Origin of the sequence: Bacteroides sp. 11BF, assembly GCF_019633765.1 — a bacterium.
GTDB classification, from domain to species: domain Bacteria; phylum Bacteroidota; class Bacteroidia; order Bacteroidales; family Bacteroidaceae; genus Bacteroides; species Bacteroides hominis.
In genome coordinates, this window is the sequence record NZ_JAFKPJ010000014.1 from 112,655 (window position 1) to 128,485 (window position 15,831).

Here is a 15,831-nt window from a genome sequence, read left to right on the forward strand (position 1 = left end):
AAAGGCTACTGTTTGTATAGATAGTTTTCTTATTAAACTTTCTTGTTTACTTGTCTACAAACTAATCCGAATCTTCGTGCCGAACTACCACAATTCTTCCCTCCATATCTGGACGAAAGTCGGGGATGAACTTTTTGAGGCTACGAAAATCAGGATATCCTATTCTATCGCCTAACAACATTTACGTGGTGAGTTGACAGATGAGGCATTTGTCAATACTGTCTTTGAATTGTAGGAACAAGTCAGTGAAGCGCAAGCCCAACTACTTGGTGCTGCTCTTATATTGTCCAGCAGTGGTTTGGCACAAGTTCATGTGAGTATTGGTGGAGGTGGCTCGCAATCGGATTTGCCGTGGAGTGAAAATAAAATAAAACGATGAAACTATAAAGTATACGAGGTCCAAGTGAAACAACTGTTCGTAAAGCAGAGGTATCGGTTTAACGAGATCAATGATATCGAAGGCTTGGATGCTTAGTTTGTCTTTCACAGCGTGGACAATAATTTTTATGGAGATTGTGCTTGTCATATGCAAGCAAATGCACTTAATAAAGAAACCGACTGAACTTAGGATTGTTTTTTTAAGATTAGTCGGTTTGTGGCTTAAACAATTCATTATCTGCTTATTTTGTATTAATAAAAGATAAATATCTAATATAATATAGTGAGTTTACGGTAACATACATACAGTTGTATGTTGACATCCTTTTATATTATACACAAAAGACTATTATACATTTGTATGCAAAACATCGAAGATAGCAATTATTTGAAGCAGTTTGCTCAAAGAGTCAGAACACTTAGAGAAGCGCAAGGCATCTCACAAGAAAAGCTCGCGGAAAGGGCCGGGCTTCACCGCACCTATATAGGTATGGTGGAAAGACTCGAACGTAACCCTTCACTTGTGTGCATCCACAAAATAGCAAACGGTTTGGGTGTTCATGTAACAGAGTTATTTTAATAATTATAAATCGCTATTATCTCAATTATCTTATGAAGAAATTCAAGATTTCAAATGATGAGGTTACGGAGTTGTCAAATGCTCCTCAATATCAATTTCCAAAGTATGTGACTCAGGTTATTAACTTGGTAAATAGTAACGCTGGCGGTACTCGCCCTAAGGTAGTTGGTCAGATGTCAGAACTGGTTAAAGAGTTTGATGGTAGGACCATTGACGAGTGGATTGAGTGGTACACGGAGAGATACCCTGATGCAATTAATGATGCTACTGAAAAGATCTGGGCCATGTATGAGACCATGAAGGGTGCTTTCAATGCTATCACCAAAGAGATGGTCGAGAATTGGGTGAAAGATCTTGTCTATGGTAAAACCTTCTGTGGTTTGAAATTCCAGACAGCTATTATTTCAGCGATAGCCAATCAGTTAGACAAGTCTTGGAGAGAGGCTGATCCTGAAGAAGAAGCTCAAGGTATTGATGGCTTTATTGGTGACAAGCCACTTCAGATTAAGTCTGCTACATATAAATTAGAAGCACGCCTTTCTGAAACCATCAATGCACCAATAGTGTACTACGACAAGAAGAAGGATGGCATAAGTATTGAGTATAACCCAACTGACTTTTAATAAAATGGCAAAGTCAAAGATAAAATTTAATGATGTGTCTTCTGCTAATGGTACTCAGAAAATACAGCTTCCAAAATACTCTTCTCAAGTTATTAACCTTGCAAATGGTTATTCAAAGGCAACCAGACCGGCAAACGTTGGACAGGTATCTGAAGATATAAAAACTTTCAGAGATGATGAGACTCTTATAGGATATACAAACCAAGATTGGATAAACTGGCATAAAAATAAATATCCAGAGGGCATACAAAAGGCTACTGATGCAACATGGGATATGTTCCAAAAGATGGTACAAAGTCTCAATACTGTAACTAAAGAAGATATTCAAAAGTGGGAAGAGGATTTTGTGTTTTCGAAAACCTATGATGGATTAATGGTCCAAAATGCCATCGTTAAGAAAATAGCAGAAGAGATAAACACTCAAAACTATCGGTTAGCTTCACCCGAGGAAGAACGACAAGGTATTGATGGCTACATAAATAATCATCCAGTCCAAATTAAGTCAGATACATATGATAGAACGGGAAGACTTCATAACGAAGAAATGCAATGTGTTGTAATATCATACCAAAAAAGCAATAAGACTATAATATTTGACTACAATCCAGAAGATTTTCAATAAAATATAAAGCGAAAAGGATAGGTGATTGAGCCTATCCTTTCCTTTTACTCCACAAATTCACTTAGTTTCTTAATTTTAGCTCTATATGTATTCTTGTTTTCCTTAAGTTCAGGTACTTTGTTCATCAGTAATGGATGTTGATTATCAAAATGGAGTACCACATAATAGGGTGAGCTTTGAGGACTGAAGCCATTTTCAATAAGCGTCTCTTTTGTCCAGATTTGGAACATACCCTTTGTCTTCAATTTGAATAACTGAGGTTCGTAACCAGCTGTATGCAGCAATACATATTGCAAACGTTCGAATCCAGCCTGAACTAACACAGAGCCTTTTGTGTTACCTGCACGCAGATAGCAGATTCCTTTTTCGATCATGAGTTGACGAAGTTCCCTGCGTGCATGATTAACCATCACCATAGGTCCTTCGACATCCTTAACTTCCTTGTCTGCATTTGGGACAAACAAATCGTTCTCGTTTGTCAACACAGATTTATCTATTTCAAATTTATTACCATAGATATTCTGCTTAACATCGATCAACTTGTCTAACTTATGAACGTCCACAAATCTATATGGAAGATTGTCCAATGCACATTGAAGGTCGATAGTACTATGATCTTCTTTGGCATCGAATACAGTGTCGCCATTGCCGTTCGACAGCACAACCTTCTCCTTATAGAATTGCAGGAAGTTTTTGTTAATCTCATAGCCTATGGAATTCCTGTTGAGATTTCTTGCAACCAATGCTGTTGTGCCACTACCCATAAAAGGATCAAGAACTGTATCGCCAACAAACGAAAACATTCTGATAAGGCGTTTGGGTAATTCCTCTGGAAAAACGGCAATATGCTTATCCTGTCTTGCACCTCCAAAAGTCCAATGCGAAGAGAAGTATTCATTCCATTCTTCTATTGTAAATTTAGATGCTTCTTTTTTTTCTCTTGATATAGGAGTGGCTTTACCAATTTTCTTGAAAAGAAGGATGTGCTCAAAATCTATTTTAACAATACCCCCACGAGGATAAGGGAAGCTACCCATAATCTTTTCACCTCCAGTAGTGTGCATTGACGTTGGTTTCTGCCATACGATACTCCCCATATAGTCAAATCCTACTTCTTCGCAGAATCTGATAATTTCCGAGTGAATAGGAATTACCTTATATCTGCTATAATAGACAGAACGTGCAAACTGATCGCCGATGTTGATACATAGACGGCATCCTGGTTCTAACACACGAAAACATTCATTCCAAACGAGGTTTAAGTTGTTGATGTACTCCTCATATGAGTCGTTAAAACCAATCTGTTTATCAGAACCATAATCTTTCAATTGCCAATAAGGTGGAGAAGTTACAATAAGTTGAACCGACTCATTTGAAACCAGTGACATCTTACGACTATCGCCGTTTATAAATAAATGCGTTGTACTCATCGTGTTATCTTGCTACTTTGAAGAACGTGTCTTTAAATGGGAGTTCATTCAAATCTGAGTGGTCTTCATATGTAACAACATACTTACCGGTTTCTTGATCCAACAGAATGCTTTCAAGGTAGTTCAGTTCAATTTCTTTCTCCTGATTGGTCATTACCTCGCAATTTAATTTGTTGTTATAATGTTTGATGTCCCTACCAGATGCTCGCCTACTTACGATAAACTCTTTATGTGCGTCAAAGCGTTGCTTGATTAAATTATTACATGAGTCTAACTTCAAGGAATCAATACTCTCTCGGATGATTGTCTCAAAATTTGGATCGATTTCATAACCACAACTATTTCGTCCCAATAACATAGCAGCTTGTGTGGTTGTACCTGTCCCCAAGAAAGGATCCATTACTGTGTCACCCTTTTGTGAAAACATGTTAATCAGTCGATAAGGGACCTCGAATGGATATGCAGCACTTCGCTCACGAGATGTCTTTTTCTGAATCTTTTGCTTTGTGCCCTTGATCTCCCACACGTCAGAGAACCACACATTACGTTCCTCCCAGAAAAAAGAACTCTTCATTCTGTTCAGCTTTGCATCAGCCTTCTTGTATTCACGCTTACTACCTTTACGGAAAATAAGAATCCATTCGTGCTCAAGAGTTACATATGCACCACAAGGTAGCATACCGCTACCCATAAACTTGTTAGGAACATTTGTCTGCTTGCGCCAAATGATATTAGGCAAACCAACAAATCCTATCTCAATACAAGCTTTTGATATACGACTATGGTTGTTGTAAAGTGTGAAATTATCATTGATTGTACGCGTGGCATCTCCTATATTAACACACAGAAAACCACCAACTTTCAATACACGAAAACACTCTTTCCAAACCTTATCTAACTCCCGATGCATCAATTCAAATGCCATCTCAGGATTACTCTCAAGGTTATCGGTAATCTCAGGATTCTGCTTAGCCATAATCTCATCCCACATCTCAATCATTGGATATGGTGGAGATGTTACAACCAAATCTATGGTATTATCCTCAGTTGAAGTCATATGCTGCGAAGCATCAATGTATATTGAATGTACTGTTATCATCTTATTGTATATTATCACGTTTTATATGTAATTTTCTTTTTCTCAATTTTAGGCAATGCATCAAAGCGAACTAATTCTTCGAGTGATACCTGAAGACATTCAGACATCCTGAGAAGCATTTCTAAATTGGGCTGAGAAGAATTCGTTACCCATTTAGATATTGTTGCCTGCCCAACACCAAGTTGCTCTGATAACCACTTGTTGGAAAGATTTTTCTCCGCAAGAATAACCTTTAGGCGATTAAGTTTTTTTTCTGCCATTGTATCTTTATTATTTTCGGTATAAAAATAATAAAGATACTTGAGAATAATTTCTATTTCAGAAATTATTCTATGATTATTACAAGAATTATCTGATGTTTATCATTAAATAACGTTGTTATGTCAATTTCACATTGATCTTAAGGCAAAACTAATGTTATTGGTGCTATACGTAATTTTTAAACCACTATATTTTGATATTGTAAGATCCCTTGAATGATGTATCACTGAAATTCAAGATACAAGTTGTTCACACCAAATTATCGTTAATCATTCGTTTTTTCTGTTTACTAAAGGTGAAAATATCAAATCTTCACCTTTTTGATTGTATCCGGAATCCTCTTCGTTATTATTCTATTGCTTATTTTTTTTCTACAATTGATAAAAATTAGTTGTAAATACATTCAATGTCAGATACTGTCTTATGTACAGAAAGCGTTCTGTGCATAAGACAGTATCTTGTTTTTCATTTCGTCCAATATGTATGGAAGTGCCAAGTTATCAGTATTTTTGTAATCTTTCGATTATGCATTTTATAATTGCATGTGATATAACATTGTCCTCATGCTAACCTTTGAATCAAGTTTGCTTAAGTAGGTTAATTTAAAGAATATTCATTATTAATCTCCTTTTACACAACGTACTGTTTTACCATCTTTCTTTTGGTAAGCCTGAATTTCGGCCGTTCCATTTCTTAAAAGCATAAAATACGAAACAGTTCCACCTGCATCGTCTCTACTTTGATAATATCCTTCAGTATCAGGACCTGTTGTGGCTTCAGTGCCACTGCCTCCCCTATTGTCATTACGATATCCTGCAGCAGGTAAGAAAAGCCCTGTACTACTATTCATAAACCACATGCCTTTATTAATCAATGCTTTGTTTGTACACCGAGATAGCATTGCTAAGGTATTCCTACTTGGAGTACGCCATCCTGTACCATAATATGCAGTATTCAATTTAGAGCAAGGATCTGTATTATTAGTATTTGTATTTCCGGTATAGGTACTATAAAACGTATAATAATAACCTCTATCTGTTGCAGTAGTCCATACGTAATTCGTATTTCCGGTACTCTTCGAATTTCCCGTGGCCCATCTCAACTTCGCCAAGTTATTTTTATCACTTGCCGTACATCCGTTTTGTGTCAGGTTAATGTCACTTGCCGGCAATTGTACTCCCAATTCAAACTTCAGTGTAATGGTATAACTCCGTCCCGGCAGCAACTGCACATTCTGACTTGAGGTGATATTCCGATTATTCGCATTGAAGTAATTACTAAGAGTCAGCGTACCGATATGCACCGTGATCACCCGTGAACCTGAAAAAGGAACTAACCGCACAGTGGCAGTCGAATTATTGACTATATTGAATGTGGACGTATTTCCGGTATTGGCACTTACATTATTTGTAGAGGGACCTATCGTCCAGGCGGACGCATTGCCGCCCTGAGAAACATATACGCCCGTACAGTTGGTAAACGTGTTGCTTACAAACTGCGACAAGGAGAGCTTAACCGTCAGCTTGCAGAGTTTTTGCGTGAAACTAACCGACAGGTTATGGCTGAGCGTATTCACATTTGCCATATCTCCCGAATCATAAACCATAAAATCATTATTCATATCCGGGATAGTGACGGAAGTACCGTTATAAGCATAGGATGAAGGGATCGTTCCCATCGCTGTCGTACTATTGAACGAGTATCCGATCACACGGACAGTTCCCGCTCTGGTGAGTAACTTTCCTTGCCTGAGTGTGGGAGCGGAAGCCCCGTTCGTCGTAAAATCCGCTGCCGACTGGAACACGTAATTGCTGCCCACCTTACGGAAAGCGATCAACCGGAAATAAATGCCGTTGCCCAATGTAGCGGCACGGGTAGTGACTTGCGGCTCTTCGCGGAGTGTCATCCGGACCACTGAAGGACCCTCGTAAGGTACGGCAGCGGGTATGGCCCTGCTGGCGGGTGATTCCTTAACCGGTACCCATTCGTCTACAAGCGTTCTTCCTCCCGTTGTGTCGGGAGTATCAACATGACTTTCCATATAGCTGTCATCCTCAACCCGGCTGACCGTAATAGGGATCATATCCCCTCCGTCCGGTTCCGGGATGTCGGGGTTCACAACATTGTCGCCACACGATGTTATCATTAAAAAAGCCGCGTACAGACAGCATGTGCTTAACACACGAAAGCCTACATACAGAAGTTTTGTCTTCGTATTCATAACTCAAATGTTTAAAAGTGAATAAAATAGATCATGCTCAGCAAGGCCTTCCCATTAAAAAATGGACAGACCGGCTATAGCAGGCTGTGAATACAGCTTTTATTTTGCGGTAAGTTTGTGTAAATTAGACAGATAGAACGGCTCTTGTGTTTCAAAAGACGTTCGTTTTTTGAAACACGGTCTTTACTCTGTGCACTGAATACAAAAAGAAGAGATAAATGTCTGATAATTAAAGTAATGCAAAAAGATTTGCACAGATGAAAAAAGCGGCTTATCTTTGTTGCATCAGACGAACGTCTTTTGAAACATTACCTTCCTTTTGATAAAACACAACCCACTTATTACAAGAATCATTTTTTTCCAAATGCTTCATTATTAGCTTTATCCTTTCGTTACATCAGTGGGTAACCGGATTGATAGTCTGGCAGTATTTTTGCTGGATGTTACCATTCTTATATTATTTGTTTCCTGCGTTATATCGCTTCTGTACTATTCTGGCTAACCTTGCATCAACAATCACACATCGTATAACTACTATAAATTTAAAATCAAAATGAACAGAGAGAACAAACCTTTATTCCTATATACCTTTATCACCGTCTTTGGTGGATTGATTGTGGGATTAAATATGGCAGGTATTTCCGGAGCCGTTCCTTTCTTACAGGAACAATTCATGTTGGATGATATGGCTTTGGGATTGGTGGTAAGTATTCTGACCGTAGGTTGCCTTTGCGGTGCTTTGCTGGGAGGAGGTTTCAGTGACCGTTATGGCAGGCAGAAAGTGATGTTCTCGTCAGCTATCTTTTTTATTGTTTCTTCTTTAGGTTGCGCATTGTCTGTCAATCTGGTTTCACTGCTGGTTTTTCGTCTGGTATGTGGGCTGGGGATCGGCGTGATTTCTGCCGTAGCACCTATCTATATATCCGAGATTTCTCCTGCCCGGTTGAGGGGAACACTGGTCTCTTACAATCAACTGGCCATTGTGATAGGAATTCTGATTGCTTATATTGTAGATTATATATTGCTGGACTACGAGCGGAACTGGCGCCTGATGCTGGGATTCCCGTTCTTCTTTAGTGTAGCCTACCTGCTACTGTTGGTTATATTGCCCGAGAGTCCGCGATGGCTTTCGGCCCGCGGAAAAGCAGGCAAAGCCAGACAGGTGGCCAGTAAACTGAACCTGAAAGCCGGTGAGATGATCGTGTCCGACACAAACACACAAGAAGGTAGAGATAGGATAAAGGTAACAGAATTGTTTAAGGGTAACTTGGCTAAAGTGGTTTTCATAGGTTCTATACTGGCCGCCTTACAGCAAATTACGGGTATTAACGTCATTATTAATTACGCTCCTTCTATTTTTGAGATGACAGGTGTTGCCGGGGATATTGCTCTTGTGCAATCCATCCTGGTGGGCGTGGTGAATCTGTTGTTTACCCTGATTGCTGTATGGCTGGTCGATAAAGTGGGACGCAAAATCCTGCTTCTCGCCGGAAGCTTGGGAATGAGTCTTTCGTTGCTTTATTTGGTCTACACCTTTGTTGTACCTGCTGCCAATGGCATCGGCGCATTGATAGCCGTGCTGTGTTACATCGGGTTCTTTGCAGCTTCGCTGGCACCGCTGATGTGGGTGGTAACTTCCGAAATCTATCCTTCCCGTATCCGTGGAACGGCTATGTCACTCTCTACCGGAGTCAGTTGGTTATGTACGTTCCTCACCGTTCAGTTTTTTCCTTGGATACTGAATAACCTGGGCGGATCGGTCGCATTCGGAATCTTTGCTGTTTTCAGCATCGCTGCATTCGCATTCATTTTATTTTGTGTGCCCGAGACTAAAGGAAAGTCGCTGGAGGCAATAGAAAAAGAATTGGGAGTGGATAAAGAAGCTGAAAAGACCGCAAAAGAAGAACATGCTTTCTCGAAAATATAATAAACACAAAATTGGATATAAGTATGAAACAAAGTAAAAGAAATGTATGGTTGTCCGTTTGCGCAGGACTCTTGTTCTGTTCGTGGGGATGCGGTTCCCAAGTGTCGGATAAGCCGGTAACACTGGAAACGCTGTTGGACGAAATGGTATCGGTGGAGGAACAGGCGCTATATCCGGTTCCCTCTTATACTTGTCGTCAGGAAAGTAGTTATGACCGTGCATCGGTATCACCCGATTCTACCGGTTGGTTTGCCAACAGCGATGGGTTTGGAATCAAGCGGGTAGATACGATAGCAGGCCGTATCGAGAAAGTAATGTTCGACGAAGTCGGACCGGGGGCTATCACCCGTATCTGGATTACTACTATTGACAAACGCGGTACATGGAGGTTTTATTTCGATGGTTCCGACCAGCCGGGCTGGATCATTCCTGCTTACGACCTGATGCGGATCAATGTGCCCGGACTGGGAAAGGGAATGTTGCAGGCACACACCAGCTATACGCCCGAAGGAAAGGGAGGAAATACCCTGTTCCTGCCTATCCCGTATGCCCGTGGATGTAAAGTGACGTTCGAAGACGAGCCGGGAGTGAATCCTACTCCAAAATATTACCACATCAACTTCCGTAAATATCCGGAGGGTACACAGGTGGAGACTTTCTCTAAAGAAGTGGTAGAGAGAGCAGCACAGAAAATAGCTGAAGTAGACGATCGTCTTCTTCATCCGACGGCCGGACGTAAAGGTGAAATGATCCGGGAGAATAAGAACCTTCTTTCTTCCGATTCACTGACCATTCCGCTGCCGACAGGTGAAAATGCGGTGTATGAAGTGAAGTTCAATATCCGTGTTGATAATCCGGAGCAATATGCGCAATTGATGCGGGAATTGGTGTTCAGTGCCACATTCGATGGGAAGCAGACCGTATGGGTGCCCTTGAGTGATTTCTCCGGAGGTGGTATGGGTGCTCCCAAAGTAGATAGTTGGTATCTGACGTCCGACGGGAAAGGGAACATCTCCAGTCGCTGGTTGATGTCTTACCGCAAAGCGGGAGTCTTGAAAGTACTGAACCTTTCTTCCCAGCCGGTTGATGCTGAACTGGAGGTAAACGTGGCTCCGTTGAAGTGGAATAAAGACCGGTCATTGTATTTCTATGCTTCATGGAGGCAGGAGAACGGTATCTACATCCATGATAAACCCGAAGAGGCTGATCAGTGTGTAGAATGGAACTTCGCTACACTGAAAGGAAAGGGCGTCTATAAAGGTGATTTACTTTCACTGTACAATCATGCTCCGTTGTGGTATGGCGAGGGTGACGAGAAGATTTGGGTAGACGATGATACTTTCCCTTCACATTTCGGCACAGGTACGGAAGACTACTATAATAGCTCTTGGGCACCGGTAGTGCCTTTCTATACTCCATTCGGAGGAGCTCCGAGAGCCGATTTGGAAAGCTCTCACGGTTATAATGCTTTCTATCGCACCCGCCATCTGGATGGCATCCCTTTCAATAAGAGCTTTAAGTTCGATATTGAAATGCTGGGATGGAAACGGGGTGAGGTTGATTATGCCACTACCATTTACTGGTATGGTGATCCGGAGGCACAGGTATTTGGAACTTCAGGTATTGAAGAAGCCCGCCGGCAGCTGCTGCCTGCTGTCGAAGCTTCGGCAAACTGAAAAACATATGATAGTATTATTTAAATTTTTAATTAAATCTAATTGGTGAATATGAAACATGAAAGACCTTACCTTGTGGCCTCCGGAAGTGACTGGCTGCAAGAAGTGTTGAGAAGGCTTTTGGTCTGGGTGGTTGTCTTGTTCTCGGGGACAATGATGGCATACGCAGGCAATCTGGATATCAGCCAGGTGAAAGTCATTACGGGTACGGTGACCGAAAAGGAAACAGGTGACCCGCTGATCGGAGTAAACGTGTCGGTAAAGGGTACTTCGAAAGGTACGATTACGAATCTGAATGGTGAGTATTCGGTTGATGTGAATTCGGATAAAGATATTCTGGTATTCTCATTTATTGGAAAGGCTACACAGGAGAAAGCTGTGAAGGGATTAAGCAAGATCGACGTGGTAATGGCCGATGATGCCACGATGTTGGGTGAGGTGGTTATCCAGACCGGATATATGACGCAGCGCAAAGCCGATCTGACCGGTTCGGTTGCCATTGCTAATACCTCGGATTTGGCTCAGAATCCTTCGACTAACGCACTGAAGTCTTTGCAGGGAAAATTGCCGGGTGTATTTATTACTGCCGATGGTAGCCCCAGTGGAAATGCTTCGATACAGATTCGCGGACTTACGTCATTGAATGCACAACCCAACCCGCTGATCGTACTCGACGGATTGGCAGGCGATTACAACTTGAGGGACATCAACCCGGCGAATATTGAATCTATTCAGGTGTTGAAGGATGCTGCTTCGGCCAGTATTTATGGTTCGAGAGCTGCCGGTGGTGTGATCATTATCGAAACAAAGAAGGGTAAAAAGGGTGAATCGAAAATCAGCTACGAAGGTCGTGTACAGTTTTCCAAGTGGGTTAATAAACCCGACTTACTGAATACTGAAGAATATGGACGTGCCATCTGGCAGGCGTATGCCAACGATGACAAACTGGGTGAGATCAAACAGAGTGTTCGTTTCTTCGATTACGACTGGAGTTATGACGGTAACGGTTATCCGGTGCTTAACTCCGTGAAACCGGTGGAATGGCTGAATACAGCCAAGACTATGCGCTCGGCCGATACTAACTGGATCGACGAAATATCTCGCACCGGAGTATCGCAGAATCATCAGATCTCAGTATCGAGTGGTACTGATAAATCACGTACTTTCTTCAACCTGGGTTATGAAAATACGGAAGGTATTCAGATTGAAACCTTCTGGAAGAAATATTCGGCCCGCTTGAATTCGGAATACGATTTATTGAATGGTCGTCTGAAAGTAGGTGAGAATCTGGAGTTGAACTACATGAACTATCGCGAAGCCAATCATACTCAGCTTGCAGCGAATGAACCCCCTATCATTCCTGTATATACCGAAACCGGTGGCTGGGGTGGTGCCTCTCTCGACGTGGGTATGGACGATTATCGTAATCCGGTGAAAGACCTTATCCTGGGGAAAGACAATGTCAATAAGTTTCTGAAGGTAATTGGTAATACGTATGCCGATTTGATGATTATCAAAGGTTTGAATCTGAGAACATCGTTCGGTGTAGACTATCGCGGTTCATACTATCGGGCAGTCGATAAAAAATGGGGTGAAGCAGACGGTTCGGGCCGTGATGAAAAGTTCAACTATGTCCGCAACAATCAGACTCATTTCCTGGAATACCAGTGGACCAACCAGATCAACTATAACGGGCAATTCGGAAAACACTCGATAGGAGCTGTAGTCGGAATGGAATTCACGAAAGCTGAAAGCGAAGCATTCTATGCACGGAAAGACGGTTTGACCCTGGAAGACAGAGACTATGCTTTTTTGAGTTCGGCTACCGGCGACAAGATTACAGAGGCTACCGGTTCGGGTGATGCTTATGCTCTGTTGTCATACTTTGGTAAGTTTAACTATTCGTATGCTTCTAAATATCTGGCATCGGCAACGTTACGTTATGACGGTTCTTCCAAGTTCGGTGCTGATAACCGTTGGGCAGTTTTCCCTGCATTTTCGCTGGGATGGAGAATCAAGAACGAACCGTTCCTTGAGAATGTAGATTTTCTTTCGGATCTGAAATTGAGATTCAGTTGGGGACGTAACGGTAACTCGGCTATCCCGAGTGGATACCTGCAAAGCAGCTATGTAGCCGATTATAACGGAACTTCTTATGCTATGAACGGACAGGAAAGCGGTTCTTTACAGTCTGGTTTCCGCAAATACCTCACCGGTAATTCGACACTGAAATGGGAAACGGTAACACAGACCAATTACGGTATCGATTTCGGTTTCTTCAATCAGAGCCTGGTCGGAACTATCGACTATTTTTATAAGAAAACAACCGATATGCTTTATTTACCCCCTTATATCGGTGCGTTTGGTGAGGGTGGAGATACTTATGTGAATGGTCCGAGCATGGAAAACCGAGGAGTTGAAATCTTGTTGACATACCGGAATAACCTTCCGTCTGGATTTAGTTACAGCATTACGGGAAACCTTGCTACCTTCAAGAATAAGATTACCGAATTGCCTGACAACGTGAGAAGTGTATATGGTGGAAACGGTATGTTGGACGATATTATCGGACGTCCTCGTAACTCTGTCTACGGATATGTGGCAGACGGAATTTTCAAGACTCAGGAAGAGGTGGACAACTCACCGCAACAGGCTGGAAAAGGCTTGGGACGTATCCGTTACAAGGACCTTGATGGCGACGGACGCATTACTCAGGATTATGACCGTACGTGGATTGGTGTCAGCGATCCGGACTTTACTTATGGTTTGAACCTTCAGGCTTCATATAAGAATGTAGATTTGGCTCTCTTCTTCCAGGGTGTGCATGGCGGAGATGTTTGGGATTCATGGATTGAATACAGTGACTTCTGGAACATTCAGGATGTGAATAATACCAATCACCTGAAAGGCGTATTTAATGCCTGGTCTCCCCAGAATCCGGATTCTAACATTCCGGCTCTGTCTACTCGTAACACCAATGATGAAAAGCGTACATCTACGTATTTCCTCAAAGATGGTTCGTACCTGAAGCTGAGAACTGTGGAATTGGGATACACTTTCCCGGAAAGCCTGGTGAAGAAAGCCATGATCAGCCGTTTGCGTGCTTATGTTTCGGCTAACAATGTGTTCACCATCAAGAAATGGTGGGATAGCAACCGCTTCTCGGGTCCCGATCCTGAAATTCGTGACTTTGGCTATGTCATTCCATTTACCGCTACAGTTGGAGTTAATATAACCTTTTAAATAGAAATAGTATGAAAACCTTTTATAGTTTATTTCTGTCATCTGCCCTTTTGCTTTCCTTGTTGGTGACGAGCTGTGCCGACCAATTGAATATTAACCCTAAAGGGGTGCTGGCTGATGATTTATTATTAGGAAAGCCTGAACATATTGATGATTTTGTGACTCCGTGCTATTCGCTGATCCCTTATCTGCCCTGGTCGGAAGCTCATGCATGGTGGATGCATGGTTCCATCCGGTCGGATGATGCTTACAAAGGCGGATCGGGTGTAAGTGACCAGTCTGCCTGGCACGATATGGAAGTTTTCTCTTCTGTGACCGCTAATGTAGGCAATAATGACGGACCTTGGTTCAAGGGATATGTAGCGATATCCAGATACAATCTGGCACTCTATGCCCTGTCTAAAGTTACCGATGAAAACTATCCGTTGAAGGGCGTACGTACCGGTGAAGTGAAATTCTTGCGTGGAGCTACCTATTTCTTTATGAAGACTCTGTGGAGATATATTCCTTGGGTAGATGAAGAGAATGGCAGAACAGTGGAAGATGTGACCAATATCTCGAACCGTCCTAATGGTACTGATGATACATATTTGTGGGAGCATATTGTGGCCGATCTGGAAGAAGCTGTCAGACTGTTGCCTGAAAAGCAGGAAGAGATAGGCCGTATCAATAAGAATGCTGCACGGGCTATGGCTGCCAAAGCGTTGTTGTTCATGGCATACAAGCAAGATGAAAGACATCAGGTGGTTGAGGTAGATAAGGCGATTCTGGAACGCGCTCTGGTTTATATTAACCAGATCACCGATCAGGAAGGTGGAAATGTAGGTTTATGTGAAGACTTTGCCGAAAACTTCTTGCCGGAATATGATAATGCTACCAAAGAAGCAATTTGGGAAATCCAGTATTCTATCAACGACGGAACATCAAGTGGTGGAAATACAAACAATGGTGCAGAATTGAATGCTCCTTCCTGGGAACCTTATTTCCCATGTTGTGACTTCCATAAGATGAGTTTTAATATGGCAAATGCTTTCAGAACTGATAAAGATGGTTTGCCTTTGTTCGATACGTTTAATGATGCGGAACTGAAAGGAAGATTCAAAGAGTATTTCAGTGAAAATACTTTCGATCCTCGTCTGAGTCATACAGCAGCCATCCCGGGATATCCTTATAAATATAATCCGGACTTGTTGTATGAAGAGAAGGCTTCCAGAAGCCCCGGTGATTATGGTTATCTGAAATCTGTTAAGGAATTGGTACCTGCCGGTTGCGATTGTATCATTGTAAACCGCAACTCAATGAACGTGAAACAAATACGTTATGCTGAAGTTTTATTGTGGAAAGCTGAAATTCTGATTCAGTTGGATCGCCATAAAGAAGCTCGTCCTATCATCAATAAGCTACGCGAACGTGCCAATAACAGTAGAATCCGTCTATTGATGGCAGACGGTACTCCTTATATGAATTATAAAGTTAGTTTATATACTGACGAGGCTGCATGGACCAAAGAGTATGCATGGAAAGCACTGATGTTTGAGAATCGTCTTGAAATGGCATGTGAGGGAAGACGTTTCTTCGACCTGCAAAGATGGGGAATTCTGGAACCTACGATGAATGCTTATTTCAAGAAAGAAAAAACTCGCTTCTCGTGGATGAATAATGCTGTCTTTGTTGCAGGAAGAGATGAATATAAGCCTATTCCTCAGCAACAGATGAACTGGGCGAAAGGAAATTATATACAGAATCCGGGTTACTAATAAAAAACAGACGA

At 41.9% G+C, this 15,831-nt stretch carries 11 protein-coding genes; 7 read left to right on the top strand and 4 right to left on the bottom strand.

The genetic code is table 11. From position 1 onward, the window contains the following. Positions 1–739: 739 nt before the first annotated feature. Genes JZY04_RS15285 through JZY04_RS15295 form a run of 3 tightly spaced genes read left to right on the top strand, consistent with a single transcriptional unit; the run spans position 740 to position 2,203 of the window. Positions 740–958: a helix-turn-helix domain-containing protein gene (locus JZY04_RS15285; protein WP_122143195.1), complete on the top strand. Its 219-nt coding sequence runs from the start codon at positions 740–742 to the stop codon at positions 956–958. Positions 959–990: 32 nt separating this feature from the next. Further along, positions 991–1,581: an MjaI family restriction endonuclease gene (locus JZY04_RS15290; protein WP_032542149.1), complete on the top strand. Its 591-nt coding sequence runs from the start codon at positions 991–993 to the stop codon at positions 1,579–1,581. Positions 1,582–1,585: 4 nt separating this feature from the next. After that, entirely contained in the window at positions 1,586–2,203 is a 618-nt protein-coding gene (locus JZY04_RS15295; protein ID WP_122143194.1) for an MjaI family restriction endonuclease, read from the top strand. Positions 2,204–2,247: 44 nt separating this feature from the next. On the opposite strand, the gene JZY04_RS15300 is transcribed toward JZY04_RS15295, so the two are convergent. The 4 genes from JZY04_RS15300 to JZY04_RS15315 form a co-directional block, all read right to left on the bottom strand. Beyond that, positions 2,248–3,633, bottom strand: coding sequence for a site-specific DNA-methyltransferase (locus JZY04_RS15300; protein ID WP_250704994.1), 1,386 nt, complete (start codon positions 3,631–3,633; stop codon positions 2,248–2,250). 4 nt (positions 3,634–3,637) lie between these two features. After that, positions 3,638–4,732: a site-specific DNA-methyltransferase gene (locus tag JZY04_RS15305; protein ID WP_005782965.1), complete on the bottom strand. Its 1,095-nt coding sequence runs from the start codon at positions 4,730–4,732 to the stop codon at positions 3,638–3,640. Positions 4,733–4,746: 14 nt separating this feature from the next. After that, the gene (locus JZY04_RS15310) at positions 4,747–4,992 is read right to left on the bottom strand and encodes a helix-turn-helix transcriptional regulator (protein ID WP_005782966.1); all 246 of its coding nucleotides are present in this window, start codon (positions 4,990–4,992) and stop codon (positions 4,747–4,749) included. A gap of 620 nt (positions 4,993–5,612) precedes the next feature. After that, a complete protein-coding gene (locus JZY04_RS15315) occupies positions 5,613–7,214 on the bottom strand; it encodes a hypothetical protein (RefSeq protein ID WP_122143193.1) in 1,602 nt (533 codons plus the stop codon). A gap of 553 nt (positions 7,215–7,767) precedes the next feature. Between JZY04_RS15315 and JZY04_RS15320 the strand changes: the two genes are divergently transcribed. Genes JZY04_RS15320 through JZY04_RS15335 form a run of 4 tightly spaced genes read left to right on the top strand, consistent with a single transcriptional unit; the run spans position 7,768 to position 15,817 of the window. Then, a complete protein-coding gene (locus JZY04_RS15320) occupies positions 7,768–9,141 on the top strand; it encodes a sugar porter family MFS transporter (protein WP_122143685.1) in 1,374 nt (457 codons plus the stop codon). Between the two features lie 23 nt (positions 9,142–9,164). Next, positions 9,165–10,817, top strand: a complete 1,653-nt coding sequence (locus JZY04_RS15325) for a glycoside hydrolase family 172 protein (protein ID WP_122143686.1) — start codon at positions 9,165–9,167, stop codon at positions 10,815–10,817. A gap of 51 nt (positions 10,818–10,868) precedes the next feature. Continuing rightward, a complete protein-coding gene (locus tag JZY04_RS15330; protein WP_122143687.1) occupies positions 10,869–14,060 on the top strand; it encodes a TonB-dependent receptor in 3,192 nt (1,063 codons plus the stop codon). Between the two features lie 11 nt (positions 14,061–14,071). After that, a complete protein-coding gene (locus JZY04_RS15335; RefSeq protein ID WP_022011746.1) occupies positions 14,072–15,817 on the top strand; it encodes a RagB/SusD family nutrient uptake outer membrane protein in 1,746 nt (581 codons plus the stop codon). The last annotated feature ends 14 nt before the right edge of the window (positions 15,818–15,831 follow it).